The sequence below is a fragment of the Sinorhizobium medicae genome, assembly GCF_007827695.1.
GTDB classification, from domain to species: Bacteria; Pseudomonadota; Alphaproteobacteria; order Rhizobiales; family Rhizobiaceae; genus Sinorhizobium; species Sinorhizobium medicae.
On sequence record NZ_VITA01000036.1, the window covers coordinates 1 to 25,708 of the forward strand.

The following is a 25,708-nucleotide window of genomic DNA, read 5'->3' on the forward strand; positions in this document are numbered from 1 at the left end:
CATCTCCGCGCCCGGCCTCCTTCGCCCTAACCCGGGAGCAAAATGAATGAGGCACCGTGGTAACATCGGGGAGCATCGTTAGGTGCGGCAATACGCCGTCTCATCCTGATCGTCGCGCCATACATGACAGGCGAGCACGTAGCTTTCATTGGCTTGGACACGTCGAAGTTTAAGATTTCGGTGGCGGTCGCCGACGGCGAACGCAACGGTGAGGTTCGGTTTCTGGGTGACATTTCCTCCGAACCCGCATCCGTCGCAGGAATGGTCAAGAAGCTGGCTAAACGCGGGGCCAAGCTCCACTTCTGCTACGAAGCCGGCCCTACAGGTTATGGACTCTACCGGCAAATCGTTGAATTGGGTCACGAATGCAGTGTTGTCGCACCGTCATTGGTGCCAAAGCATGCCAGTGATCGGGTGAAGACAAATCGTCGCGATGCGACCAGCCTTGCGAGGCTTTATCGAGCCGGCGGACGAAGCACACGAGGCGGTTCGCGACCTGGTGCGTGCCCGCGACGCGGCTTTCGAGGCACAAAAGCAGGCACGACAACAACTCCACTCGTTCTTACTCCGTCACGGCCGATATTATACAGGACGCAAAGCCTGGACCCGAGCGCATGGACGGTGGCTGGCATCCCAAGCGTTTGAACATCCAGCGCATCAAATTCTGCTGGCCGAATACTGTCAGGCCGTTGAGGATGCCGGAGTTCGCCTTGATCGACTGGGCAAACTGATTGGTGAGACTCCGGCCTCTTGGTCAATGGCCCCGGCGGTCGCCGCCTACCAAGCGATGCGCGGTGTCGCGTTCATGACAGCCGTTACGTTGGTGGTCGAAATCGGAGATATCCGTCGCTTCGACAGTGCCCGTCAGTTGATGGCATATCTCGGACTCGTTCCTTCAGAAAGCTCAACAGGCGAGCGCGTCAGGCGCGGAGGGATCACCAAGGCGGGCAACGCTCGGGCACGCCGCGCACTGATAGAGGGGGCTTGGACATACCGCTATCCAGCGAGGATCAGCCCCGTCCCGAGCGGTGTGAAGGTCTGGCTGGCGACGGGCTATACCGACATGCGGAGAGGCTTTCCCGGCCTGTCGCTGATGGTGCAGGAGACGTTGAAGCGATCAGATGAGCGGCCATCTGTTCGTCTTCCGGGGCCGGAGCGGCCAATTACCAACATTTTGCATACGGTTTTCGTTTTGCGACGATCGCATATCCTTGGCATCCGCTGTTCGGGAGAAAGGTGCAGGTCTCGCCGTATCGGCGCGGCAAGAGCCTGATGGCGATCTATACGGACGAGCGGCCCGATCTTTCCCGTGAGTTGCCGAACTGGATGTTCGATGAGCGCTATTGCGGCGAGATGAGACTTGGACCACCCGAGATCAGCATCGCTGGTCTTAATGAATTGGCTTCCGCCTTAGCATCATTCGGCGCGACTCGGGCAAGAGGCGCAAGATCCCGTCCTTCGAGGAAGAAGGAGAAGGGTGATGCGAAGCAGGCGACATCAAAATCGCGACCAGCTCGTCCTTCAGTTGGAGCGTCAAAATCTTGAGGTTCCGCTCAAGAACGTCAAAGGGTTAGTGGAAGCGCTGGCGGATCTTCTGCTGGAAGCTTTTGAGGTGAGCAGGACGGCGAAGACGGGAGGCGCAGATGAACATCACTCGCCTGCGCGTCATTGGTAACGGGAGTAAGGAACGCTGCACCCCACGCGAAGTCTACGACTACACGGAAAGCGCGCCATTGTGCGTCGTCTGGGGCACACGATGACCACTGGCCTCCTACAGGCCGGCGTCGATCGCGGCGTTATCCCCTGTGGCTCGGCCATGAATCGGTCGAGACGAAACAAATCTATCTCGAGGCGACGTTGGCGATGAAGGAGCCGACGTTGATAAAGACGCCCCCTTATTCCGGGCTGGAGTTCCTGAATAGGCTGTAGACGCATTCTGCGGCATCCATGGCGTAGATTATCGGTATCCGAATAATCAATTTTACCAATGTCGGTGCGTCCTATTAGAGAAGAATTCAGGTGCGGAGAGAGAGGGAAGCTTTCAAGAGGGATGGGCTCGATTTTTTTCGGTCGTGTCGCCGCTTACATGGCGCCATCATCCAATCGGCGTCAGGATTGGACGTGCCGGTGCGTGCCTAACGCATTCGACCGCTGGGGTGAAAACAACAATCAGCTTGAGCTCTCTATCTACTGGCTAACCTCGACGGTTAGTTCACGCCAGACCCGGTCCAGCGTCAAGGAGATCGTCACCCGTTACAGGGACCACGTGACAGCAAAGGAGGGCGAGGCCGTCTTCTTCGTCTTTGCCGTGAGGGCCTCGCGCCGCAACACGCTCGTGGCCCCTTCTTCGAGACCTTTAGTGGCAGGTCAGTTCGGGGCGCACGTCATCTGGTCCGATGTCAATCCGGTCTTCCCCCGGCGGAAGTATATTCTGTGGGCGAAGCCGGACAGTGCCAGCACTGTCACCTTGCTCAATCAACAAGTGAATGTCTACACCTCCGTGCACGAGGCAGCGATATCGCTGAGCGAAGTTGGTGTCTGCAACTTCTCTACGCACGGGCCGATCGCGTTCGACTCTTACAAAGACAACAAACTAGCAACTGGTGACTTGATCTTCGTCGACGGGGTGACCAATGCGACTGTCGCAGCCCCGCTAATTGATTTCCCGCTGCGGCGACCACGACATCAGCCTTTGGCAGGCCATGGACGTGAACAAAGGCGCGCTTGCAGCGACGCAGAGGCGCCCTGCTGTCCTGTCATTCACCAAACTTTCCGGCGACAGCACGGCGATCGCAAATGCACTCGACAGGCTCCTGCACGGCGGCGGCAATCACATGTTTCCGTCCGGCGGCGACCACTTGGGCCACGGGGGGTAGCCTTCACGGACGCCGATCGCGTCGAGGATATTGGACGCGTCGCGGAGCGTTCAAGCTGGTGGGCGTTCGGTGCCGACATAGCCGTTCCGCGACAAAAGGCGCACGGCAAGCGCGTTGCTGGAGAAGCGAGTTCATCGGAAGTTTTGGAGGATACGCCGTTGGAAGAGTGCGCGCGCCATGGCCCTAAGGGCCTAAACGAAAGGCGTTTGCCGGCAGATCCGGAATGCGGCCGGTGTTTCGTCCTACGGAGTGCCCGTTAAGAGCTGCACCGGGCAATCAGAAACGATTGATTGAAGATCGAAAGGTGAGCCATTGAAACACGTTCTTGTCATCGATAACGATGTCGCCATGCGGCACCTCATTGAGGAGTATCTAACGATGCATGCCTTTAAGGTAACCGCACTAAGCGATGGTGGCCAGCTCAATCGCGTGCTCTCGTGTTATCCGGTCGATCTGGTGGTTCTTGATCTTGCTTTGGGTCGCGAAGATGGACTGGACATCGTCCGCAATTTGACCAGCAAAACGGATATTCCCGTCATTGTCATCAGCGGAGATCGGCTTGAGGAGACCGAAAAGGTTGTCGCACTGGAACTCGGAGCAACTGATTTCGTTCCGAAGCCCTTTGGAATGCGAGAATTCTTGGCCCGCATTCGCGTAGGATTGCGCCAGCGGGCCGTCATTCCACGGACGAAAGATCGCCGTTCCTTCTATTTTGCCGGTTGGACGCTCAATCTTAAGCAACGCCGAGTGATCTCTGAACAGAGAGGCGAGCTCAAGCTGACCGCAGGTGAGTTCAATCTTTTAGTCGCCTTTCTGGAAAAGCCACGCGAGGTTTTGTCCAGAGAACAGCTTTTGCTTGCGAGCCGAGTACGTGGAGAAGAGGTGTATGACCGAAGCGTCGATGTCGTGATCCTGCGCTTGCGCCGAAAGCTTGAGTCGGATCCGGCCAACCCTCGTCTGATCAAAACATTCCGGGGTGCAGGCTACTTCTTTGAGGCTGATGTCGATATTCACTACGGAGGCACATTGGCCGCGTGACGGGTAGTCCTCACGACGACGTCGGCGGGTAGGCTCCCGGTGAAGCAGCCATTGAGATTGACCTGATGTGGTGGACGGCCTCCGCTCCCGAATCGCAATGTGCCAAAGTGTGGCTGTCGAAAGTCACATTAGGGAGAGCCGCCCATGGAGCATGTTAGCACAATCGGTTTGGATATCGCCAAGCATGTCTTTCAGGTGCATGGCGTAAACGCGGTGGGCGCGGTAGTGGTCCGCCGAAAGCTGCGACGTGACGATGTTGCAGGTTTCTTCAGGACATTGCCGCCGTGCCTGATCGGAATCGAGGCGTGTGCGACCGGGCACCACTGGGCTCGGGTCCTCATTGCGCTGGGGCACGAGGTTCGGCTGATGCCGGCGTCTTACGTCAAGCCATGCGTGAAGCGGCAAAAGAATGACGCGACAGATGCCGAGGCGATCTGCGAGGCGGTGGCGCGGCCGACGATGCGCGTCGTTCCGGTGAAGAGCGAGGAGCAACAGAGTGTCATGATGGCTGCATCGCGTCCGGGAACTTTTGATCCGGCAGCGGACAATGCTGGTGAACGCTTTGCGCGGCCACCTGGCGGAGTTTGGCATCGTAACTCGGCAGGGTATCGTCGGTGTTGGTATGCTGATCGCGTTGGTCGAAGAACGATGGCCATAATCTCATCCCTCCGCTTGCACGGTCCGCGCTTCTTTCGCTGATTGGGCAGTTGCGGGAGGTGCACGAGAAGGTCGGCGAGATGGATCGCCAAATTCATGCTTGGCATCGCTCATGGCTGGTCAAAATCCTTAAAGCTAGACGTGGCTAAATCTCTCGTCTGCAATCATCAGGGGTGCTGGCTCCGGAAGCCTGCCCGTCTGGCTATCAAAGATGCGCTTCAGTGCGCGATCGGAATAATATCGTACCTTTCGTAGTTGCAATGGTGGCTGACCCTTAATGAGAACGATCTGGTACTTGTCGGGTAGTAGACGCACCTGTTCTGGCCTTAATAAAGGTGCTCCTTGATCTGAGTGTTGAATATTGCGATCGAACGTAAGGCTTTGGGTATAGGAAGTTGAGCGCGCTTGGAATGTATATTCACCGATGGCTTTCGAAATATAAACCGGTGTCTCATCGTCAGCTGTTGCCATAAAGACCTGCACACCAGTATTGCTGAGGAAATTCTGCTTTCCAGATTCGTCGTATGTTCCGGTCAGTGCCGAGAGACTTTGGATAATGAACATAAAACGGCCCTTGTAGCCCGCGATCGTGGTGATTGCAGTCTCAATCGCCTCGAGCTTACCAAGATGCTTGAATTCATCGAGCAGGAATAGCACTTCGTGCTTCTCGTCCTTGCCGGGCAGCGAGCGTTGCAGAATTGAAACGACCTGCTGGAAGAGCAGGCGCATCAGAGGCGCGACCACCTCAAGATCGTTTGGGCTGACGCAAAGATAAATGCATGTCCTGCGACGTCGCAGGTCGTAGATTGAGAAGTCCGATCGGCTTGTCGCCGCTTTAATCAGCGGGTCGGCCCATAAGTTCAGCCCGCCATCACCGAGCACAGAAGTGTAGGAGGTCAGAATCTTTGTATCATTACTCGCCATTTCATCGAAGATCCGCTGAGCCTCCTTATTCTGGGTCTCCTGCGCAAGACGCGCAAAAAGGCTATATTTCTCCCCTGGCTGAGCAAAGAGGTCGTAGACGGCCCCGATGGTTGGCGTACCGCGCTCGATGCAGGCAAGAATGCCGGCGACAAAAAGATCTCGTGCGCCGTTGATGAAACCTTCCGCACTCTGTCCCTTGGTCGCAATGAGGTTTGCCGCCAAACGACGCGCTTCGGTGAACTGCCGCTCTGACGGCAATGCTAGGATATCCAATAGAGGATTATAGCAATTCGTCCGCCGCTCGGGGTCTAGCGGTGCCAATTTGAACACGCTATCGCCCCGCGCTTTGCGAGCCCTAGAAGTGAGATCAAAGAGCTCGCCCTTAACGTCGAGGGCTATCACTGAGCCCTCGAACGTTAGTAGCGTTGGAATTACAATGCCGACGCCTTTTCCCGCGCGCGTCGGCGCAACGATGAGGCTGTGAGGCTGCTCGCTATTGGTCAGGTAGTAGTCAGACCAAAAAGGCCCGCTCGTCTTTCCGAACACCGGTCCACTGATGCGGCTGTACCGCTGAAGATAACCCGCGCGCCGCATTTCATCCACGCGAGCCCAGCGTGCAGTACCGTGATGTTGCCGATCGCGCACGGATACCATCTGCTGAACGAGCAGAATGGCTGCCGACGTTAAGACGACGACAGCCAAACCCCTATAGAAGAAGAGAGTTGTGTATCCCAGATAGAAAGGCGTCTCATACCAAAAAGCGAGGATGTCAAATGTCATCAAAGCCCTTCCATCAAAACCAAAACGGAACGTTGAGTAGGCGCTTGCCCCACAATAACCTACTGCCAGTGAACACATGATGCTCCCAGCTATCCTTAAGGGCCTAGTTTTGCTTGAAATCATCGGTCCATCGTATCGTTCGACTCTCAGTAAAATGCTGCGCTCCTCACGGGTTGAACACGCGAGATTGCCGCCGACAGCGTCGGCGCCGCAGAAAGCGGTGATCCCAGACCTGCGCAAGATGGGGAACATCCAGCGACGGACTTAATGGTTAAGTCGCGAAGAAAACGTGATCAAGACAACACAGTATACTATCGTTACAGCTTAAATTAGCTCAAAACATCTTTGTATCTCGGGGTTGGCGGGTTAATTGCCCCGCCTTCGAAGTTTTCGGAAGGTCAAATGGGCAGGCGGAGTTAGACTCACGTTTTACAACTGGCGCAAATAATACCGGTCATAAAAGCCGACGGACAACAGCTAGATTAAAAGTTTTTAACGGAAAGCTGTCGAAACTCGTTAGCCACAAGCTTATCCTCAAGCACATGCTTTAGCCTTCCTGCCTATGCTGAATGTCCGGCGAGAGCGGTGGGCAGTTCACCCCCCTGCAACCGTGGATTTACAGCTGCGAACCGAAGAAAACATGAGTACAACCTTGTAATTGGATGCCGGCAAGGCCGAGAACGGCAACGGGTAGAAAGCGTTACTGTGCCATAATCAAAGGCCTCAACGGCCCGAGCCATCAGCGCGATCTCTGCTTCTGGAGGAAGCGATCAGGTCCTCTCGGGCGTGGTTGTAAGCGTGGCTTATGGACTGCCCGACTTCACCCGCCCGCCGCAGCTGTTCATTCGACGTTTGCGGGCCTACCGTGTCATGGACTGAAGCCTCGATTTTTCTTATGTGCTCGTCTAAATTTGCAGTCCGTTCCTCTGCTACATGCCGCGGCTTCGGCATGTGCTGCAATGAGTTACGGATGTCGGGAAGCGAGTGGGCTTGTTCCTTTTGATTTGCGTCTAAGTGGTGATACGTGGCGAAGATAGCAGTTTGTGCGACCGACCTGACCGTGCGGTCCTGATGGGGATCAGCGGCCAATTCAATGACCTGCTCAAAGATGCGAGATTTATTGTGGTCATTGAATTTACTGAAGTTTTCCGCCACAAGCAGAACTCCAACAGCTTGCTCCATTGGCCCCATGTTGCCAATGCGATTAACAAGAGCAGTTTGCTTCTCTGATCCTAGATAGTGGGCTAGATTAGCGGCCGCTCCGACCTTGAGCAATGCTACATCATCCGAGCCGAACCCCAATCCGTCCGTCAACTTGTCGACCAGCTCGATCGCTGATCGTCCGAGCTGATTGTTGCGCCTTTCAAACGTTGTGAGCTCAGTTTCTTCCCCCGGTGCAGCGTCCCGAGCCGCACGTAGCGCTTGCTTCTCGAGGGATTTGAAGGTCCCAAGATTGAGTGCTGTATCGCGCGGGTTAGAAGTTACCAACCGTTCTGCAACATTGGCAAGTGGTCCCGTTGGAAGATTAAGGAGGTTGCGGCGTTCCTCGGCCCTCCCTACGTCGCCGGATGAACTTGCATTTGCGCGTGTCCGTTTGTTATCGCGATCCATTGCTCGGCCTCTAAAGTCGTTTCTCTAGCCTATGAGGTTAGCACCGAAGCTTGATCTCGCAAAACGATGTGGTGTTACGATTGTAATCGCGCAGAGGGGCATTGTTGCGTGGATCACCCGGCGACTGATATTGAGCCGCGTGGTGCACGGGTCGTTTAGCGGTCGTGGTGTAGGCAATCGGCAACTCAATAACCGATCTGTGACCTTGATGCCTTTCAAACATAACGCCGCCCGCCGCCATCGCATCGGCAGTATGAAATTCAAGGTGACGAATTGGCCGTCGCGCTCCGGCATCCTCGAGCGCCATGCGATCCTGAAGAAAACCGCCGACGAAATCCTCGCCCGCAAGGACGAGCTGGGACGGCTGCTGTCGCGTGAGGAGGGCAAGACCCTCGCCGAGGGGATCGGCGAAACGGTCCGGGCCGGTCAGATCTTCGAATTCTTCGCCGGCGAAACTTTGCGCCTCGCTGGCGAGGTCGTCCCATCGGTCAGGCCGGGCATCGGCGTCGAGATCACCCGCGAGCCGGTCGGCGTCGTTGGCATCATCACGCCCTGGAACTTCCCCATCGCCATTCCCGCCTGGAAGGTCGCTCCGGCGCTCTGCTACGGCAACACCGTCGTCTTCAAGCCGGCGGAACTGGTACCGGGCTGTTCATGGGCGATCGTCGATATCCTCCATCGTGCCGGCCTGCCAAAGGGCGTATTGAACCTCGTCATGGGCAAGGGTTCGGTCGTAGGCCAGGCAATGCTCGACAGCCCGGACGTTCAGGCGATAACCTTCACAGGCTCGACCGCAACCGGAAAACGGGTCGCCGTCGCCTCGGTCGAACATAACCGCAAATACCAGTTGGAGATGGGAGGCAAGAACCCGTTCGTCGTGCTCGACGACGCCGATCTTTCCGTTGCCGTCGAAGCGGCCGTCAATTCCGCCTTTTTCTCGACCGGTCAGCGTTGCACCGCCTCGTCGCGCATCATTGTCACGGAGGGAATCCATGACCGGTTCGTCGCGGCAATGGGCGAGCGGATCAAGGGTCTCGTCGTCGACGATGCGCTGAAGGCCGGCACCCATATCGGACCGGTGGTCGATCAGAGCCAGCTCAACCAGGACACCGACTATATCGCCATCGGCAAACAGGAAGGCGCGAAGCTCGCCTTCGGCGGCGAGCTGATCTCGCGCGACACGCCCGGCTTCTATCTGCAGCCGGCGCTGTTCACCGAGGCGACCAACGAGATGCGCATCTCGCGCGAGGAAATCTTCGGACCGGTCGCGGCCGTCATCCGGGTCAAGGATTACGACGAAGCGCTGGCCGTCGCCAATGACACGCCCTTCGGTCTGTCTTCGGGTATCGCCACCACCAGCTTGAAACACGCGACGCACTTCAAGCGCAATGCTGAGGCCGGCATGGTGATGGTCAACCTGCCCACGGCGGGTGTCGACTTCCACGTGCCGTTCGGCGGCCGCAAGGCTTCCTCCTACGGTCCTCGCAAGCAGGGCAAATACGCCGCTGAATTCTACACCAACGTTAAGACAGCCTACACGCTGGCGTGAGACCAGCTCGCCCGTCCATTCCGGTCCGCGGTCCTGTAGTGGCCTGAGACCTTGCTCAAGAGTTGCCGGGACGTTCCCCGCAACGAACCATAGCGAGGCCAAAGTTCCCCTTCTGTGCTTCCGTGCTTCCAGAGCCGCATAATGTATCACCCGGAACTGCGCTCAGGCCGGACAGCTGGGTCACAGGCCGGATTCCCTTGTGCTTCTGCCGCAACCCGCCTTGGACTTCATTCCGATGGGTGTGTTTTGGCGATGACGAAGGGACTTCGATGACGATACCGGTCTCCCCCTCTGCGGGGGCTCCCCCGGTGGCGAGTTCGGCGCGGCCCAAATCGGTGTTGCCGGCCAAAGGGCCGACATTGGAGGAGCGCCCTGGCGTCATCGAAATCGATTTCGCCAATGGCGTTCACGTTCGCGTTGACGCCTTCGTTAATGAGAAGGCATTGCGGCGTGTTGCTGCAGCGCTGGGCACGTAGTCCCCCCCGTGGTGAACCATTCAACAGATTGGCGCCGAGGAAGACCAGTTCGAGACTAAACAGGGGAGCGGTCGAGAGGCTCGAACTCTTCTCGCGTCAGCTAGGAGGCCAGGATATAGCGGCGATTTGCAACGAGGGCTGGACGCGCATTCATCGAATAGAGCGCAGTGAACCTATCGATATCTGCCGCGTCCACCTCTATCGGGTCCTGCGCTATCATCCAGTCGACGATCTCGCTGCAGGGTGGTGTGGTGAGAGACCCTTCATAGGCCCAATACCTGAGTGACGTCGGCAGCAAACCGCTCGGGTCGACATTAGGGAGTGCGGTCTGCTCGCCGGTCTTTTGCGGGAAAGTCGCCGCCAAGCTGGCGAAGGTCGTATTGGCGGCGCCTGGCACAAAGAAAACGCCCAGCACGCCGAGTGCACCCGTTTCGGCGTGTTTATGGACAAAATGGACCTCCATCGGGAAGCGATGGCCCTCGACCAGGTGCTCGCTCGGCGCGTGGAAATGGTACTGCACCAGCTCATAAGGCTTGTCGCCGCGGCGGAGCGTGCCGCCGGGCGCCGCTTTCACCTGGATCGTGTGCCCATTGTTGAGGATCGCGCCGCCACTTTTCCAGTTTAACGCCAAGCCTGGGATATCGGCCTTGATCGCACCCCTGATGTCCAGCGGCGACTGCTGCGAACCGGCCGAACAGGCACTGTTTTCGTTGCTCAAAGACCCCCAGTGCTCGGGACCCGCTTCGCCTTCATAGCTCCAATGTTCGGCTTCGGCTGCATAAGCGGTCTCGGCGCAAAGCGGACAAGCAGCAAGCAAGGCCAAACGTTTGATGAAGTCACGTCTTTCCATATTCATTCCTTTCGCACGAGACGATCAATAGATCTCGGCCTCGAAGATACTCATAAAAGCGATTGTCTATTGTCCCATCGCTGCAGTGGCGGTGATGATCGCCTTCCTGTTCAGGGCGCCTACTGGACGGGTCGATCAGTAATAGTACACGCTTATTGTCGTCGCTTGAAGTTGTCTTGTGAAGTTGTCTTGGCGCGGCCGAGGTGGATGTGGTGGCAAGGGAGGGGAGGCCGATCCAAGAAGGCGCAGTTTTCCGGCGCATCGTCAAGGGGCAATGTCGATGGCCGGGCGTCCCTGGCTTCCTACACCAGCTTCGTTAGCGCTCCAACGGCTCACGCATCTACTCCGTCGGAGGGACCCGCACTTCTTTACAGATTCCCTGCACCAGCCTTCGCGAGCACATTCGCTGGCACTTCCGCAGCGTTCAGCGGGGTATAGCTATACGGCGGCCGCCAACCGATTTGGCGGTTCCATGAGCAAACGAGCGTTGCTCCATTGAGCAGCGACCCGTCGTCCCTATAGACACGCCCTCCGTAATTACCTGCGATCTTATCGCAGCCCTTCACGCCATCAATGCGGAATACGTTGGCTTCGGAAAAGATCCTGGATTCTTTACCCACACCATGAGCATGTGAAAACGGATATACGCGGTTCGCCATGCTTCCTGTGTGATAGTTATTGTAGAGATGCACTTGGCCGAAGCGGACGCGCGGCGCCCGTGCGGAAATGTTCTGGAAAAGAGTATTGTGAATCGTAACCTTGAGCCGACCACTGTCCTCACCGTCGGCGCCGTCGCTTGAGCCGATCAAATTGTTCTTCTCATGGTCGCGGAATATCGAATACGAGATGGTTACGAAGTTCGCTCCGTTTCGCACGTCGAGCGCGCCATCGTGGTGCTGCTTGGGCCTGCCGTTTTGCATTCCGTTTTGGTCGTCTGTCCGGCGGCCGTCGGTGAAGGTGACATGATCGACCCAAACGTTCCAGGCCCCATCGATGGTCACAGCATCAAATCGCGAATTCCAGTTCCCGTTTTCTCCATCATTCGGGTTCCAGGCGGGTTGTGGATCCCAAGGGTTTTCGATCCTTAGATTTCGAATGATTACGTCGTTCGAGTTTACGACCACATATGCCTCTTGAAGTTCCGCCCTTGTTCCGACCCCAATCAAGGTTGTCCGAGGCGGAAGTACAATTTTTGCCCGTGATTCCATCTCTGCGGACGTCTTGTAGGCCCGCCCCTGGCTGACGTCGATCAACCCGGTGACGCGGACGATCCGCCCACCCTGGCCAACGCGAGTCGTCAGGGCGTTTTTCAATTCTCGGGCGTTTCTCACCGTGAACACATCGCTTGCAGCCGCATGTGCGCCGCCTCGGGTGCCGCCATTCTGGGTGGCCCATCCCGTTGTGGCGGTCTCCCTACTGGGATCCGATTGAGCAGCGACGGGCAAAGGCATGCACCCTAGGGCCAGCAACAGCCCAGCACCCAAAACAGAGGTTCGATCGATGCTGTTCATATATTTCCCAATTGGTTTGATGGTATTTGGTACTGTCGAAACTAAGAACGACAGTGCCGCAAGCAGCTAAAAGTCTTCCAGAGCCGACCGTTGGCTTGCCATTGATGATTGTCGCAGGAAATTTCTTATCGAATCGGGGGGCGTGGCTGCGCCCAACAAATTTCCCTGCAAGCGGTCGCACCTTAGCTTGCGTAGCCACGCCGCCTGAGCTGCGGTCTCGACACCTTCCGCTGTGACCCGCATTCCCAATCCGTGCGCAAGTGCGACGATCGCGCGGACGATCGCCTGGCGTTTCTCGTCAGTCTCGACGTCCTTGATGAAGTAACGGTCGATCTTGATCGTGTCGAACGGGAAGTTCTTTAGGTACGCCAAGGACGAATATTGCGTCCCGAAGTCATCGAGCGAGATGCGGATACCCATCACCTCCAACGTGTGGAGGGTGTCGAGGTTGTTGGCGGTGCGCTCGAGCAATACCGACTCGGTGATTTCCAACTCCAGGCGTTCTGCGGACAGACCCGCAGAATCCAGGGTATTGGCCACACGGTCGGTGAGCCCTTTGCGGAGGAATTCGGCCGGCGAGAGATTGACCGCAACTGTGAAGTGCTCGGGCCAATTCACCGCTTGTCGGCAGGCTTGCTCTAGCACCCATTCGCCGATCTCTACCATCAGGCCGTCTGCTTCCGCCAAGGGAATGAACACGGCCGGCGGCACGATCCCAGCATAGGGATGTTGCCACCGCAGCAGGGCTTCGAAGCCAACGATCGCATCGGTTTCTATGAGCGGTTGGTATTCGAGGAAGAATTGCCGTTCCTGCAGGGCGACACGCAGACCGCGCCTTAGCATCTCGCGCTGTTCCAACATGATGAGCATGGAGCGATTGAAGCTTCTGGCTCGCCCGCGCCCATCGTTCTTGGCGGCATAAAGCGCGATGTCCGCAGCCTTCATCAGTTGCTCGCCATCGTTTCCGTCGTCGGGCGCGATCGCGATCCCGACGCTCGCTCCGACGAACACATCGATACCTTCCACGGTGAACGGCTCTTTGAAAGCATTCACGATCGACTCGGCGAGACGTTTAGCTTCCATCGACCGCCCACTACGCTGGAGAACGGCAAATTCATCACCGGCAAGCCGATAAGCGATGCCTCCTTCGCCAAGCATGGCCTGAAGTCGCTCGGCGGTACCCTGAAGTACGAGATCACCGGCAGCATGCCCGAGCGTACCGTTGACGGGTTTGAAGTCGTCGAGGTCGATTTGCATCAGAGCAATTCTTTCCACGCCCTCGACTGGAAGACGGGCGTCCAAGTCGTCGCTAAATTGCCGGCGATTAGGTAACCCGGTCAACACGTCATGCAACGCCTGGTGGCGAAGGAGAACGCGTTCGTCGCCCTCGAGTTCTAGGGAGGACGGGGAAACTGCGACTTCCCCCGTCTCGAAGATCCCGAGGAGGCCAGATTTAATGCGGCAGATAAACAGCTTCCGAGCAGGGGGGATGACGATGCTTCGCGGAAAACCGGTGACAAGCACCGATTCCACGACCAGCTTATGGTGAGAACCCAGGAGCTCCGGATATACACTCCCGATGGTCGCCTGCGACGATGCGGAGATCTGATATTTTCGCCCGAGTGCTGCGGAACAGCCGATAAGATTGGTATTCTCATAGAAGGAACTGAGCTCGTCGGCTTCCATCAAAGGCAAACTAAAAACTGCATCGAACTCACTCATTCTCGAAACTCTCGTTGGTCCAGAGGTAAAGAGGTAAGCGCTCGCGCGCACTTGCCGCCAATCCGCACGGCCCCGGATAGGCGTGCCGTTCTGCAGTCAGCCTCATTCCGGGCCGCACGTTAATGTTGCTCGTTTCCCCGCCTCAGAAGCTATAGCACGGCTGTATCGGTCAATGGCGCTGCCAGTGCAAGGCTGATTTCTAAAGTACTTGATCTTTTTGGAACGAGGTGCGTCTAGCGCAGAGCGGGTGGGCAACTTTAAGATGGTATGGCTGGTTCTCGCGGGGCCGGCGCCACGCTGATCCGACTTAAAATGGATGCTCAGAGCACCCACACACACGAACGCCAGTAAAGCATGCAGTTGTCATGGTCGGGCAATCGACGCGGGCGCCGCGGAGCTTTTGGCCAGCGCGGGTCGCACCAGACGCGACTTTCTCTTGAAGCATCACGGCGGCGTCCACAAATGTGCTGCAGAGGCACCGAAGGAGTTCAGCACGATTGAATCCGTACCGTAAAGCTGCGTGAATGATGGGGGACGACCCTCCGGAATCGGCTTTCAGGAGCAGGTCTCAAACCAGTCCGAGCTGCTGCGGTAAAGAGCGTGTGTGGTGAGCGCGTCGGATGAAAAGTTCGGTCGAGATCCGAGCAGGTGCATGTTCGAAAGACGAACGAAAGTGAACTCTCCGAAGACGCGCCGTTAAGAATACAAGCGTCGTCGAAACCAGGACTGTTTCGTCATCCTGGGACAAGTCCGCGGGAAACCTGATGACTGGGCGGGCGGCGACCGGCGTAGAGGGGGCGTGAGTCGGACATAGGCTTCACGCGGAACTGCAGGAACCAGGCTTCTGATGCAAAAGGAGAAGCTCAAGCGGAGCAACCCGCAAGGCGAGAGCGATGCAACTGAGGCGGACCGCCCCGTATCAGCGTTGAGGCCCTGTGGAGATGGGGGCAAAGGGGGCGGGGTCAGGTGGTCGTATTGTTTGGAACAACTGGAAACAGGAGATTTCGATAGGTGCGACAGACAAGCCGTTTCGAATTGAGAAGCGGCAGGTGTACGAATCTTACAAAGCGGTCAAAGCCAAGCTTGGTGCAGCCGGGGTGGATACTGATGGACTGCTCTTTCTGTCCCCGGAGCGTTCAATACCGCGCCTATGCCGGATCCTGTTTTGCGAGCGCGTTCACTAGGCCGAGGATGCGGTTCCGCACCCTTTTGTCGGTGATCTGGGAGAAGGCGCTAATAAGCGCAAGACCCTCATCGCTCGACGCAAACTCTACGATTTCTGGTTGCAGCTTCTTTTGGCCATTGCGGTTGTCGCCGCCGACCGGCGCTGCGCCGGGCATATCTTCGAAGAAATAGGAAATTGGCGCAACCAGCGCGTCTGCAATCTGTTGGAGACGGCTTGCTCCAATGCGGTTGGTTCCTTTCTCGTATTTTTGTACCTGCTGAAACGTCACTCCGATGGCGTCCGCAAGGGCCGTCAGTGTGACCTGCATCCATATTCGGCGCATCCGAATTCGACGGCCGACATGTACATCGACCGGTTCAGGCATTCCCTTCATTTTATCGGGGTTAGGATGCAGCATTGCACTTCTCCATGTAGTTTCAGCGGTAGCTCTATATCGCGGCTCCGCTAGTGTCTGACTCAGTGCCCCCGCGCTTTGCGATAAACCGCAATAGCAGATCGCGCGTCAAGTCAGACGCGGAGGAACGGAACCCGGTCTTAGAGAACTGGACGAGGCCGTTATCATCGCCATACTTGCAGAGGCCGGCCAGAAGCACGAGCCCTCGCTTGGTGCGGCGATCCGACCGCAGTTCTGGCCGAGGGCGAGGCACTCTTCGGATGGCGCTCGGCGGTGTGGACCTATTCTACGGCCGAGCTGGTGAAGGTGCTCGCCGGCGAGCGAGCGCAGCCCAGCGTCGAAGCGTTCATGGCCGAGCTGCCGGCGTTCCAATGGCCCAACGCCTAAATTGAGGCTTATTCTTCTTTGGTGGCGACCCGGCCAGCAGCAGCGCGATTGCAGCACGCTCTTCTGATGAGGCGATTCCATCAAAATTGGCGGCTAGTTTCAGAGCGGCCCTACTGTGATCCAGGAACGCCAATGTTGCGTCGTCAATTCCGATACCCGCATAAAGACTGTTGAGATCACAACCAATCGTTCTGGCGGTTTCGACGAGCTTTTTCGATGAAATCCGATCCTTGCCGCTCTCGTACTTCCGTACCTGCTGAAACGTGACGCCGATCGCATCGCCCAGCTCCTTCTGCGAGATCCCACTGATCTCCCGAAATCGACAAATGTTGGTTCCCAGCGCCGCGTCGGCGTCCTTGTCCGCTTGGCTTCTCCGCATATGGCTTCAGTCCTTCGTTCACATGCCGGCTCCGATCCGAAGCCTTGATGTGCTCCTATCTCACCTCACTTCAACATTCACCTTAAAAATGGAATAAACCAGATGGATAAAACGGTGCCTCCCAGCGCGGCGATGCCGCTATGGACAACTATCTTTGTCGCGGAACGCTTCATTTTCAGGGGCACCGAGGAGGAGCGCGATGCGTCCTCCCGAGCGGGTCAAAATATTAGAATGGACTGCAGCTCTCGCAGCGGTCGTTTTCGTAAGCGGCCCTTGTTGCCGCGTTACTGTCTTGATGGTTCGATTTTCAAAGTGATGCTGGAGAAGCCTGCTTCGGCTGATCGTCGGCCGGTCAATGTCGGTACGGGCTCAATCGGCCTTGCCGCTAGAGCCTTGAGGTCCTCGGCGAGGCCGGCAAGCTGTGCCGCAAAGTCCAGAAGATTCGAAGCGGCGCACTGTGCCGCGATTTCTGAGAGGTCAGCAACCAGCTCGATTGGGCCCGCGATTTCCGCTTTGCTGTCGTCCAAGTCCAAGCCCCCATTTCCATTGATGTGGGATCAATGGCGAGACCCGTCAAGGGCCGCGGGCCGGTGACGAGCCTCCCGGCCACCTGCGAGGGGGGCAAAGTGACCAACGTCAGTTTAAATTTGAACAGTGCCCGGCCGCCATGCGCCAGTGCGGCTTAACCCGCTAACAAAGCAACCCCTCAAGGACTATCAGGAGAAACGAATGAGCGTCATCATCGCTCAGGACGTTCGCGCTGCCGCAAAGGGCGATGTGAACGACAGCAATCTCGCGTCCGTGCTAAGCGGCGCTCGATAAATACGGAGACCGGTTCGGAATGGACGTCTCGCCCAATATTTCGCCCAGCTCATGCATAAGAGCGGCGACTTTTGCGACCACGCGGTCCTTGCGATGCCGGCTTATCCCGAACAGCGGCACCGGCTGCAGGGGAGACGCCGTGGGCGCGTCCGAACGGACCCGCAACAATTCGGGCAAATCCTATCTGTTACGGGGTCTTCATGGACCCCCATTTTGCCGTCGTAAACCGTTACCGCGTTTACCCAAAGCGACATGAGTAGCGCGGGCGAGGACTGCGTCCCTCTGCTTTTCTGCTTCAGTCAGCATAGCTGCAAAGGCCGTCGCCTTCAGGGGGCGGAACGGGAGCCGGGGACTTCTCAAGAGTTTTCGAAACTTCTGGCTACCGGATTTTGCACCCGAAAGCATTGTAAGCACGGACCCGGCGCAATCAGTGGTTTTACAGGGGTGTGCGAGACACCGCTTTGCGCTATATAGTTTGCGAGGCTGAAAAGTAATGTACCTGTAACCGTCGGATGACGCTCATGGTTCTGATGGGTAACCTTCTCATTGGTGAGAAGATGGGATCGGACAACTTCCTTCTATAAACATACGGAGATGAAGTGATCTTCAGACCTCAAGTTGAGGCCCCGTGCGTGTATCACTAACGTTATAGACAATGCCCGCTGTCTCGCTCTTGCAGTTTGGGAGGTTTGATTGTTTGTATCTCCCAAAATTGCGTTCTTCGGTGTGGCGAGCGTTCTTTCGGCCGCCCATGTGCTATCGGCTGTTGCTCAAGAGGCCCGGACTGTGAGTAACCCATCAACCTACATATTGGAGCCGATCACGAAATCGCGGGCGAAGCTGGAAACCTTCGCGCAGAACCGGGCGCCTTTTCCGGGCGAGGTTCTGCTCGATATGAGCGTCACCTACCTCGACCGTCAGATCTACAATCCAGCCACCGTGCGCTATGACCGGGTAAGGCTCCGCGGCTATCAGGACGCCCGCCGAACGGGCCCATCCGGCGCCGACACGCCACTGGTGGGGCCGACCATCGATGTACGCCCGGGTGAGACGGTGCGGGTAACACTGAACAACATGCTCCCTCAGGATTCGACCTGCGGCATCGGTGGGGGCAGTGCTAATACCCGCCATTGCTTCAACGGTACGAACCTGCATTCTCACGGCCTCTGGGTAAATCCGTCGGGCAATTGCGACAATGTGCTGGTTTCGATCCGCCCCGGCGTCGAGTTCCAATATGAATACAACATCCCCGCCGACCATCCCGCGAGCACCTTCTGGTATCACCCGCACCTGCACGGATCGACCGCATTGCAGGTGTCGAGCGGCATGTCGGGAGCGCTGATTATCCGTGGCGATCGCATGCCGACCCCGACTGAAATCGGAGATCTCGACCGCCTGCTAAAGCAGCCAGACGGCTCCGATATCCCCGAGCGGGTCCTGGTGCTACAGCAGATCCAAGATGCCTGCACAGACAGCGACGGCGGCATCACCTATGATTGCAAGCCAGGGCAGGTGGGGGGCATCGAAAGCTACGATCAGTTCGGACCTGGCAGTTGGCCGGCCTCCGGTCGATTCACCAGCATCAACGGTCAGGTGCTAAGCCAATTGGCGCCGGCGCTGGCTGGATCGATCGAGCGCTGGCGGATGATCCATGCCGGTGTTCGCGACACCATCAATTTCGAGATCCGGCGTAAGACCGGAACGGCCGCGTTGCGCACGCTTACCGCGGCGGACACCGACAGATGGATTGACCAGAATTGCGGCAAGGATACCATCCCCTATGGCGTGGTGGCCCAGGACGGCCTGACAATGGCGCAGGTGCAGATGCGGCAGCAGGCGGTGCTGCAGCCGGGCTACAGGGTTGATGCCTTAGTGGTGCTGCCTCAAGCGGGTGACTACTGCCTCGTCGATGCCGCCGCGCCGGCAGCGGCGAGCGTCAACCAGATTGCTCCGAGCCATCGCCTTCTCGGCATTGTCACTGCAGTGGAAGGCAATGCGGTCAATGGCGAGATTGGCACCACCTATCTGCAGGATTGGTTGATTTCGGCGGCTGAGCGCACGATGGCGCCGGATGTTGCCGGCGAGGTCGTCGAAGACCTCAAGAATGATATGCGGCTTTCAAACTTCGTTCCTCATCCGGACATCGAACCGGGCGAGCAGCAAGTGGTGTTCAAGATCGATGTGAAGCAACCGGGCGGCACCTTCTTCGAGCTTGATGGCCAGCCCTATGATGCCAACCGCATCGACCGGACGCTGCCGCTGAACGGCGTGGATGAGTGGGCGCTCAGGTCGGATTTCGTCAGCCATCCGTTCCATATCCATGTCAATCCGTTCCAAATCATCAAGATCATCGATGCGGCCGGCAATGATGTCCGCGCCCTTGGTGCCGACGATGACGGCGACCCGCAATATCCGGGATTGAAGAATGTCTGGAAGGCCACGCTGTGGTTTAAGAATCCCGGCACCGACCCCTCGACGAGTTACACGAACACCGTGCAGACGCGCTACCAGCGCTACATCGGCGAGTTCGTCTTGCATTGCCACATTCTCGATCATGAGGACCAGGGGATGATGCAGAACGTCAGGATCACCCTGCCGGACGGCCATGGCGGCACCGTTACCGGCCATCACTAGATAGCTGATCGCCATTTGGGAGGACATATGAGCTTCGTCGGCACTTGGAGTCATCGGAGCCTGATCAACAATCCCGACCTGTCGGCCGATTTCAGTGCCCTGGAATTTGGTCAGGGAACGCTGGTGCTAACCGAGTTGGAGCCGGGCAGGGTTGGCGGAACCATCGGCGGGCCGGGCTGGTCGTTAGGATTGACCGGCGCCGTGCAGCCGGGCGACCCGGTCGAACTGCAATTTACCGGAAAAGGCGAGGTGGCCGGAGAGACCTGGATCTACAGTTATCGCGGCTACGTCGTGCCGAACTGGCCGAACGGCGTCGACCAGAGAGTTGCCATTGTCGGCAGCGTCGTCCGCGACGTCCCCCATTCGCACGGGACTGCTGTGGCCGGCTACGTCGCCTCGTGGTATGCCGTGCGGCAGTGATGTTCCACCCCTTGCCGTAGCTGCAAGACATTCGGACTAACACCTGTTCAGGGGATAAATCTCGATGACACGCACGCGATTTCTGACGGTTTCACGCCGCTCTTTCGTCAAAGGCGCAACCGCTGCCGCCGGCACAGCCCTTTTCGCACCAAGCATTCTGCGGGCGGCGACCAAGCATAGGCGCAAGAACATGACCAGCGCCGATGGGCAGAAGGACTTGCAAAGTTATATGGATGCCGTGACCGCGATGCTGAAGCTTCCGCCTTCTGATCCGCGCAACTGGTACCGCAATGGCTTCATCCACCTGATGGACTGCCCCCATGGCGACTGGTGGTTCACCAGCTGGCACCGCGGCTATCTTGGCTATTTCGAAGAGACTTGCCGCGAACTGAGCGGCAATCCGGATTTCGCCCTCCCATATTGGGACTGGACGGCCAATCCCGAGGTTCTGCCGCCGCTGTTCGGCACGATTCTCGATCCCGTCAACAGCTCCGCCTACATTCCCGACCACAACCGCTTCCAGGACATCATGCAGGAGCCGATCAAGGCCTGTTGGGACAGTCTCAGCTCCGCCCAATTGCAGCAGCAGAACCTGCGCGGCTATCCGGATTTTGATGCGCTATGGAGCGACGCAATGGCGAGCTTCGCCAACCAGCCGAACGCCCGCTTCCTGACGGCGCAGAATCCGAAACTCAATCCCGCCACCCAAACCGCAGTCGACATCGACACCATCAAGGCATCGCTGGCGCCAACAACCTTCGCCAACGACGCGGGCGCTCCGGGTCTCGCTTTCAACAGTCCGGTATCGTCCAGCCACCAGGTGGCACCGGTCGGCTTCTCCATTCTTGAAGGCCAGCCGCATAACCGCGTACATATGAGCGTCGGCGGCCAGAGCGCTCCCTATGGGCTGATGTCACAGAACCTGTCACCGCTCGACCCGATCTTCTTTCTGCATCATTGCAACATCGATCGGCTGTGGGATGTCTGGACCCGCAAGCAGCAGGCGATGGGCCTGCCCGTCGGGCCAACGGCTGACCAACAGACGCAGTACGATCCGGAACCCTATCTCTTTTATGTCAACGCTGACGGTAGCCCGGTCAGCGATAAGACCAGGGCCGCTGACTATCTCGCAATCGGCGCCTTTGACTATGATTATGAGCCCGGCAGCGGCGACGAGGTGATCCCGGTTGCAACCGCCGGCCGCTCGGCCCCCATTCCGGCATTGGAAGCAGCCGTGCCTGCGTCCGCGGCCGTGGCCATAAACAAACCGGCGACTGCCAAGCTCACCGTTTCGCAGGAGCTCGTGGATGTTGCCGCGAAGCCTTCGGAACAGTCGCGTCAATTCGCTAAGGTCAGCATCGCCCCGCCCATGGACGTTGGCGGCCTGAATTTCCTCGTTTTCATTTCCCCCGAGGGAACGACGCCTGATCTCAACCCGGACGGACCGGATTTCGCCGGCAGTTTCGAGTTCTTCGGTGTTCGTCATCATCATACCGACACGGTCAGCTTCACCATACCGATCGACAAGGCGCTCGATAGGCTGATCGACGATGGTAGGCTCAAAGCGGGCGAACCGATCGACTTCAACGTTGTGGTAGCGCAAGCGGGCAAACGTATCGAAGGCAGCATGCCGGCGGAGGCAAGGCTGACCGACATTCAGGTTGGGTCGTTCTGAGCGGCTCTAGGCCCAGGAACCCACGGTTTTGGTCATGCCGTTGGCCGCAAACACGCTCGTGGTGTTTTTGCAATGCCAACGAAGGATAACGGCAGCGCGCCTGCTGCGGGATTTGAGCGGAGATGGCCGATCAACAACGCAAAATTGTGATCAACCTGCCGCGGGCGCCGCGGCCGGACGAGACCGTGGGGCTCAATATCATCACCGGCCCGTTGCCGCTCGGCGCGGAAATCCGCTTTCGAACCGCCGCCGGCCACTTCATCGGTTCTGCCGTTCCATTCGGCAGGACCGATCCTGACAAGCAACTGGTATTCCAGCTATCGCTTTCCGGCCGCGACATCGATGGTTCCCTGCTGGAAATCTTCGCGGACATGCTCGACGCCGGGAGTTCCTTGCCGCGGGCGCCAAACGAACACGAACTTGTCTCGGTGACGGCGTGGATTGTGCAAAAGTGAGGTTCTTCTTGTTAGCATTTTGCGTCGACCGCCGATGGGCTGCGCCAGGCGAGGCGCGTTCAATATCCGCATCAGCGCTTTGATCGAGGACCTCAACACCCGAACGATGCGCCGATATGGCAAATCGCGGCGTGCTTTGTTCGATGAAGTCGAGCGCGACCAGCTCAAGCCGCTGCCGTCAACGCCGTTTGAGTATGCGGAATGGAAGGTCGCCAAGGTCCATCCCGATTACCATGTCGAGGTCGACAAGACGTTCTATTCCGTGCCGCACGTTCTCATCGGCAGACGGGTCGATATCAGGCTGACGTATCGGGCAGTCGAGATCTTCTTTGACCACAAGCGTGTCGCCAGCCACATCCGAAGCTCGCAGCGCTCGGGCCACATTACCGTCAACGAACATATGCCCAAGGCTCACCAGCGCTACGCAAACACGACACCCCACACATTGCGCAGGGAAGCAGCAAAGGTCGGAACCAACACGGCGATTTTTATCGAACGTCTGCTATGCGACCGCCCGCATCGCGAGCAAGGCTACCGATCTGCCCAAGGCGTTCTTTCCCTGGCGCGTCGTTACGAATCCGATCGGCTGGAACTGGCTTGCGAGCGAGCGCTGGTCATCAACGCACTGAGCTATTCGTCTGTCGCCAACATTCTCAGATCTGGTCTCGATCGGGCTCCGGCCATGAGCGAGGCTGTGAAGCCGGCGCCGCCGCACGGCAATATTCGCGGCAAAACCTACTACCAATGAAGAGGACATCAGATGCTGACACATCCAACACTGCATCAGATGAATGCGCTTGGTCTCGCCGGGATGGCGACCGCCTATCGCGAGCTTATCGAGCAGGCTCATGGAAACGACCTTAGCTTCGACGAACGGCTGGGGTTGATGCTCGATCGAGAGATCGCCGTAAGAACAGACCGACGGCTGACAAACAGGCTCGCTACAGCAAGGCTTCGTTTTGCCAATGCCTCGATCGAAGACATCGATTTTGGATCTCACCGCGGTCTTGACCGCCGGAACGTCCTGTCCTGGCGCAAGGCGCATGGCTGAAGGCAAACGAGAACCTAATCCTGACCGGCCAAACAGGCACTGGAAAGACGTGGATTGCCTGCGCCTTCGCACGACAGGCCGCCCGCCTCGACTACTCGGTGCTCTACGTTCGTATGCCACGACTGTTCGAGGACCTCGCACTTGCCAGGCTCGACGGACGCTTTCCGCGCCTCGTCGATAAGCTGGCGCGCGTTCAGTTGCTGGTGCTCGACGACTGGGGAACCCACACCTTGAACGATCGACAGCGCCTCGATCTACTGGAAATCTTCGAGGAGCGGTATCGCCGGAAATCGACCCTGATAACGGCTCAGCTTCCCGTGGCCGCCTGGCACGAAATGATCGGAGAAGCCACGTTAGCTGACGCGATCCTGGACCGTATTGTTCACAACGCTCACCGCATAACGCTCGAAGGCGATAGCATGCGGAAACGAAAAACGCCGACGCTCTTGACCGGCACTGAAATAACCGAAATCAATCACCCGTAACAGCAATCAGGCAACCGGAAATCGATCGCATCCGTTGTCCGCGACTTAGCGAAACGCTTGGAATGCACCCTTACAGTGAGACAGAGAAATTGCAGGACAATTGCCGGCTTGTGAGTTCAGGTACGGCACTTGCGTGCGACGACGATAAGGATTGTTCGTATTCCTCTGGGGTGAGGTAATCGAGCGCTGAATGCAATCGTTGCCGATTGTAAACGTCTTCAATGAAGCTGGCGATACGTCGCCGGGCGTCCGAGGCATCGCGATAAGCCAATCCTGCAACTTCTTCCTGCTTCAAGGTTTTCATGAAGCTCTCCGCACGCGCATTGTCATACGGATTGCCCACCCGGCTCATACTCGGCTGGATCCCATGCGCGTGGAGGATGTCAGAATAGCTGCTGCAAGCGTATTGAACTCCCCTGTCCGAGTGGTGAATTAAACTGCCCGCGACTGGAGCGCGTGCGGAGATCGCCATTTTCAGGGCGTCGACTGCAAGGCTGGCTCGCAAGTGAAGTTCCAGTGCCCACCCGATGACCATGCGGCTGAAGGCATCGAGCACAAACGCCAAATAAGCGAACTGCTCGGCAAGGTGCAGATAGGTGATGTCTGCGACCCAAAGCTGGTTAATCCCTGTCAGTTCCATCCCCCGAGCCAGGTTTGGGACGACGCGCCAGCTATGCTTGGAATCGGTGGTCCGGGGTACGAACGGCCGATTGCGCAAACATAAGAGATTGTCCTCTCCCATCAAACGCAACACACGTTTGTGGTTCGCCTGCCAGCCCTCCCGGCCCAGAAGAGCGCCAATCCGGCGATATCCATAATGCCGATTGGCCAAGGCCAGCCTTTGAATGACATCTCGTAGACCGGTTTCTTCCTGACGCGGCGCTGATTGCTGCCAGTACCGGTAGTACCCCGCCCGGCTAACACCAGCCAGACGGCACATCTGTTCGATTCCTGTCGAGCCTTGCGGCATGCGGGCTGTCATTTTCTGGATGACTTCGAAGACGCCGCCCCTCCAGGCGCGTCTTTCTGCTGTTGACTGCCCCTGACATGCCGCAAGGCTTCTTGAAAAAAATCGAGTTCAACCTGTTGCTGGCCAATCTTGCGTTCAAGTTCGACAATGCGGCGACGGGCTTTGGCCAATGCATCCGCACGACGCTGTTCCGCCGATACTGCAAAGCTCGCCGCCAGGGTTTGGGGGTCCGGCGGTGCCTCGGGCGGGGGCTGGTTCTTTGGCCGACCCTGCCGGGCCGGCGTTAGATTGCCGCACGTTCGTAGCTGCTCACGCCAAGCATACAAGCGTTGACGGTGAATACCCAGTTCGTCGGCCAGACGGCTGACGTTCTCCCCGTTGTTCATCCGCGCGAGCATGGAGAGCTTCTCTTCTTCGCTAAATCTCGGCTTTCTTCCAACTATTTCCAGTTCCTGTATTCGAGAAACTGTCCGCTACTTAATATGTCTCAGTTGAGGGGTGCATTCCATCGGTGTCCGCGACTTTCTGAAACCGCTGTCCCAATTTAGTGAAATGCGCACCAGCGACAGCAAGCTGTCCGGCCCCTTGCGGAAGTCGACAGGATGACTGGCGAGGAACACCTTCACGCCGGAGGGGATCATGCCGACCGCACCGCCCGGATCACCCGCTGCAAGTGCACCTCGTCGACATCTGCGCCGGCGAGCACGACAATGTTGACCTGCCACGGGTAATTTCCTCCAGTTTGGATTAGAGTCCGGCCTATTGAAGGACGGACGCATGAAGAAGCAGAGATTTACGGAAGAGCAGATTATTGCGGTACTGAAGGAGCAGGAGGCTGGCGCGAAGGTGGCGGACC

At 57.7% G+C, this 25,708-nt stretch carries 19 protein-coding genes and 6 pseudogenes; 15 read left to right on the forward strand and 10 right to left on the reverse strand.

All coding sequences use genetic code 11. The features are described from left to right. Positions 1-123: 123 nt before the first annotated feature. The 5 genes and pseudogenes from FB009_RS30825 to FB009_RS30855 form a co-directional block, all read left to right on the forward strand. Positions 124-1,018: pseudogene (locus FB009_RS30825) on the forward strand (IS110 family RNA-guided transposase); the annotation flags it as partial. 1,068 nt (positions 1,019-2,086) lie between these two features. Beyond that, positions 2,087-2,599 (forward strand): annotated as a pseudogene (locus tag FB009_RS34020) (elongation factor 1-alpha C-terminal domain-related protein); the annotation flags it as partial. Positions 2,600-2,657: 58 nt separating this feature from the next. After that, entirely contained in the window at positions 2,658-2,876 is a 219-nt protein-coding gene (locus tag FB009_RS32950; RefSeq protein WP_024312637.1) for a hypothetical protein, read from the forward strand. A gap of 312 nt (positions 2,877-3,188) precedes the next feature. Further along, positions 3,189-3,914, forward strand: coding sequence for a two-component system response regulator VirG (gene virG / locus FB009_RS30850; protein ID WP_011970867.1), 726 nt, complete (start codon positions 3,189-3,191; stop codon positions 3,912-3,914). 144 nt (positions 3,915-4,058) lie between these two features. Further along, a pseudogene (locus FB009_RS30855) lies at positions 4,059-4,684 on the forward strand (IS110 family RNA-guided transposase); the annotation flags it as partial. Between the two features lie 22 nt (positions 4,685-4,706). Here FB009_RS30855 and virD4 read toward each other — a convergent pair. After that, on the reverse strand, positions 4,707-6,398 hold the full coding sequence (virD4, locus tag FB009_RS30860; RefSeq protein ID WP_024312635.1) for a type IV secretion system ATPase VirD4: 1,692 nt from the start codon (positions 6,396-6,398) through the stop codon (positions 4,707-4,709). A gap of 600 nt (positions 6,399-6,998) precedes the next feature. Then, positions 6,999-7,886 carry a hypothetical protein gene (locus tag FB009_RS30865; protein WP_018009356.1) on the reverse strand — a complete coding sequence of 296 codons (888 nt, stop codon included), beginning with the start codon at positions 7,884-7,886 and terminating at the stop codon, positions 6,999-7,001. A gap of 208 nt (positions 7,887-8,094) precedes the next feature. Here FB009_RS30865 and FB009_RS30870 point away from each other — a divergent pair, with 208 nt between their 5' ends. Together FB009_RS30870 and FB009_RS30875 are read left to right on the forward strand one after the other, a co-directional pair. Further along, positions 8,095-9,435: an aldehyde dehydrogenase family protein gene (locus tag FB009_RS30870; RefSeq protein ID WP_011970864.1), complete on the forward strand. Its 1,341-nt coding sequence runs from the start codon at positions 8,095-8,097 to the stop codon at positions 9,433-9,435. A 269-nt stretch (positions 9,436-9,704) separates the two neighbouring features. Beyond that, positions 9,705-9,911 carry a hypothetical protein gene (locus FB009_RS30875; RefSeq protein WP_127578254.1) on the forward strand — a complete coding sequence of 69 codons (207 nt, stop codon included), beginning with the start codon at positions 9,705-9,707 and terminating at the stop codon, positions 9,909-9,911. A 100-nt stretch (positions 9,912-10,011) separates the two neighbouring features. Here the strand turns inward: FB009_RS30875 and FB009_RS30880 are convergent, their stop codons facing one another. The 4 genes from FB009_RS30880 to FB009_RS30910 form a co-directional block, all read right to left on the reverse strand. Then, positions 10,012-10,761 carry a carbonic anhydrase gene (locus FB009_RS30880; RefSeq protein WP_011970863.1) on the reverse strand — a complete coding sequence of 250 codons (750 nt, stop codon included), beginning with the start codon at positions 10,759-10,761 and terminating at the stop codon, positions 10,012-10,014. A gap of 368 nt (positions 10,762-11,129) precedes the next feature. Further along, the gene (locus FB009_RS30890) at positions 11,130-12,272 is read right to left on the reverse strand and encodes a pectate lyase family protein (RefSeq protein ID WP_024325645.1); all 1,143 of its coding nucleotides are present in this window, start codon (positions 12,270-12,272) and stop codon (positions 11,130-11,132) included. Positions 12,273-12,338: 66 nt separating this feature from the next. Further along, the gene (locus FB009_RS30895; protein WP_024312541.1) at positions 12,339-13,958 is read right to left on the reverse strand and encodes a putative bifunctional diguanylate cyclase/phosphodiesterase; all 1,620 of its coding nucleotides are present in this window, start codon (positions 13,956-13,958) and stop codon (positions 12,339-12,341) included. A 1,184-nt stretch (positions 13,959-15,142) separates the two neighbouring features. Beyond that, positions 15,143-15,577, reverse strand: a complete 435-nt coding sequence (locus tag FB009_RS30910) for a helix-turn-helix domain-containing protein (RefSeq protein WP_018210159.1) — start codon at positions 15,575-15,577, stop codon at positions 15,143-15,145. A gap of 198 nt (positions 15,578-15,775) precedes the next feature. Between FB009_RS30910 and FB009_RS34025 the strand changes: the two are divergent. Next, positions 15,776-15,961, forward strand: a pseudogene (locus tag FB009_RS34025) (hypothetical protein); the annotation flags it as partial. Here FB009_RS34025 and FB009_RS30915 read toward each other — a convergent pair. Together FB009_RS30915 and FB009_RS33515 are read right to left on the reverse strand one after the other, a co-directional pair. After that, positions 15,921-16,340, reverse strand: coding sequence for a helix-turn-helix domain-containing protein (locus FB009_RS30915; RefSeq protein WP_011970860.1), 420 nt, complete (start codon positions 16,338-16,340; stop codon positions 15,921-15,923). The pseudogene FB009_RS34025 and the gene FB009_RS30915 sit on opposite strands and share 41 nt — an antisense overlap. A gap of 284 nt (positions 16,341-16,624) precedes the next feature. Beyond that, positions 16,625-16,873, reverse strand: coding sequence for a hypothetical protein (locus tag FB009_RS33515; protein ID WP_017275891.1), 249 nt, complete (start codon positions 16,871-16,873; stop codon positions 16,625-16,627). 982 nt (positions 16,874-17,855) lie between these two features. Between FB009_RS33515 and FB009_RS30935 the strand changes: the two genes are divergently transcribed. The 6 genes and pseudogenes from FB009_RS30935 to istB all read left to right on the forward strand — a co-directional run bounded on the left by FB009_RS30935 (position 17,856) and on the right by istB (position 23,882). Beyond that, a complete protein-coding gene (locus tag FB009_RS30935) occupies positions 17,856-19,796 on the forward strand; it encodes a multicopper oxidase family protein (protein WP_011970858.1) in 1,941 nt (646 codons plus the stop codon). A gap of 27 nt (positions 19,797-19,823) precedes the next feature. Next, positions 19,824-20,216: a hypothetical protein gene (locus FB009_RS30940; protein ID WP_018210156.1), complete on the forward strand. Its 393-nt coding sequence runs from the start codon at positions 19,824-19,826 to the stop codon at positions 20,214-20,216. A gap of 64 nt (positions 20,217-20,280) precedes the next feature. Next, complete coding sequence (locus tag FB009_RS30945) at positions 20,281-21,891, forward strand: tyrosinase family protein (protein WP_018210155.1); 1,611 nt, start codon at positions 20,281-20,283, stop codon at positions 21,889-21,891. Positions 21,892-22,013: 122 nt separating this feature from the next. Next, positions 22,014-22,346, forward strand: a complete 333-nt coding sequence (locus FB009_RS30950; RefSeq protein ID WP_011970855.1) for a hypothetical protein — start codon at positions 22,014-22,016, stop codon at positions 22,344-22,346. A 55-nt stretch (positions 22,347-22,401) separates the two neighbouring features. Beyond that, positions 22,402-23,094, forward strand: a pseudogene (locus tag FB009_RS30955) (Mu transposase domain-containing protein); the annotation flags it as partial. Between the two features lie 12 nt (positions 23,095-23,106). Further along, positions 23,107-23,882 (forward strand): annotated as a pseudogene (gene istB / locus FB009_RS30960) (IS21-like element helper ATPase IstB). Positions 23,883-23,952: 70 nt separating this feature from the next. Here the strand turns inward: istB and FB009_RS30965 are convergent. Together FB009_RS30965 and FB009_RS30970 are read right to left on the reverse strand one after the other, a co-directional pair. Further along, positions 23,953-24,864, reverse strand: coding sequence for an IS3 family transposase (locus FB009_RS30965; RefSeq protein WP_081612492.1), 912 nt, complete (start codon positions 24,862-24,864; stop codon positions 23,953-23,955). Beyond that, positions 24,861-25,250, reverse strand: a complete 390-nt coding sequence (locus FB009_RS30970) for a transposase (RefSeq protein WP_153321016.1) — start codon at positions 25,248-25,250, stop codon at positions 24,861-24,863. The genes FB009_RS30965 and FB009_RS30970 overlap by 4 nt, the downstream gene beginning before the upstream one ends. A gap of 379 nt (positions 25,251-25,629) precedes the next feature. Here FB009_RS30970 and FB009_RS33845 point away from each other — a divergent pair. Beyond that, positions 25,630-25,708 (forward strand): transposase (locus FB009_RS33845; RefSeq protein WP_331251718.1); only part of this gene is annotated, 79 nt, incomplete at its 3' end.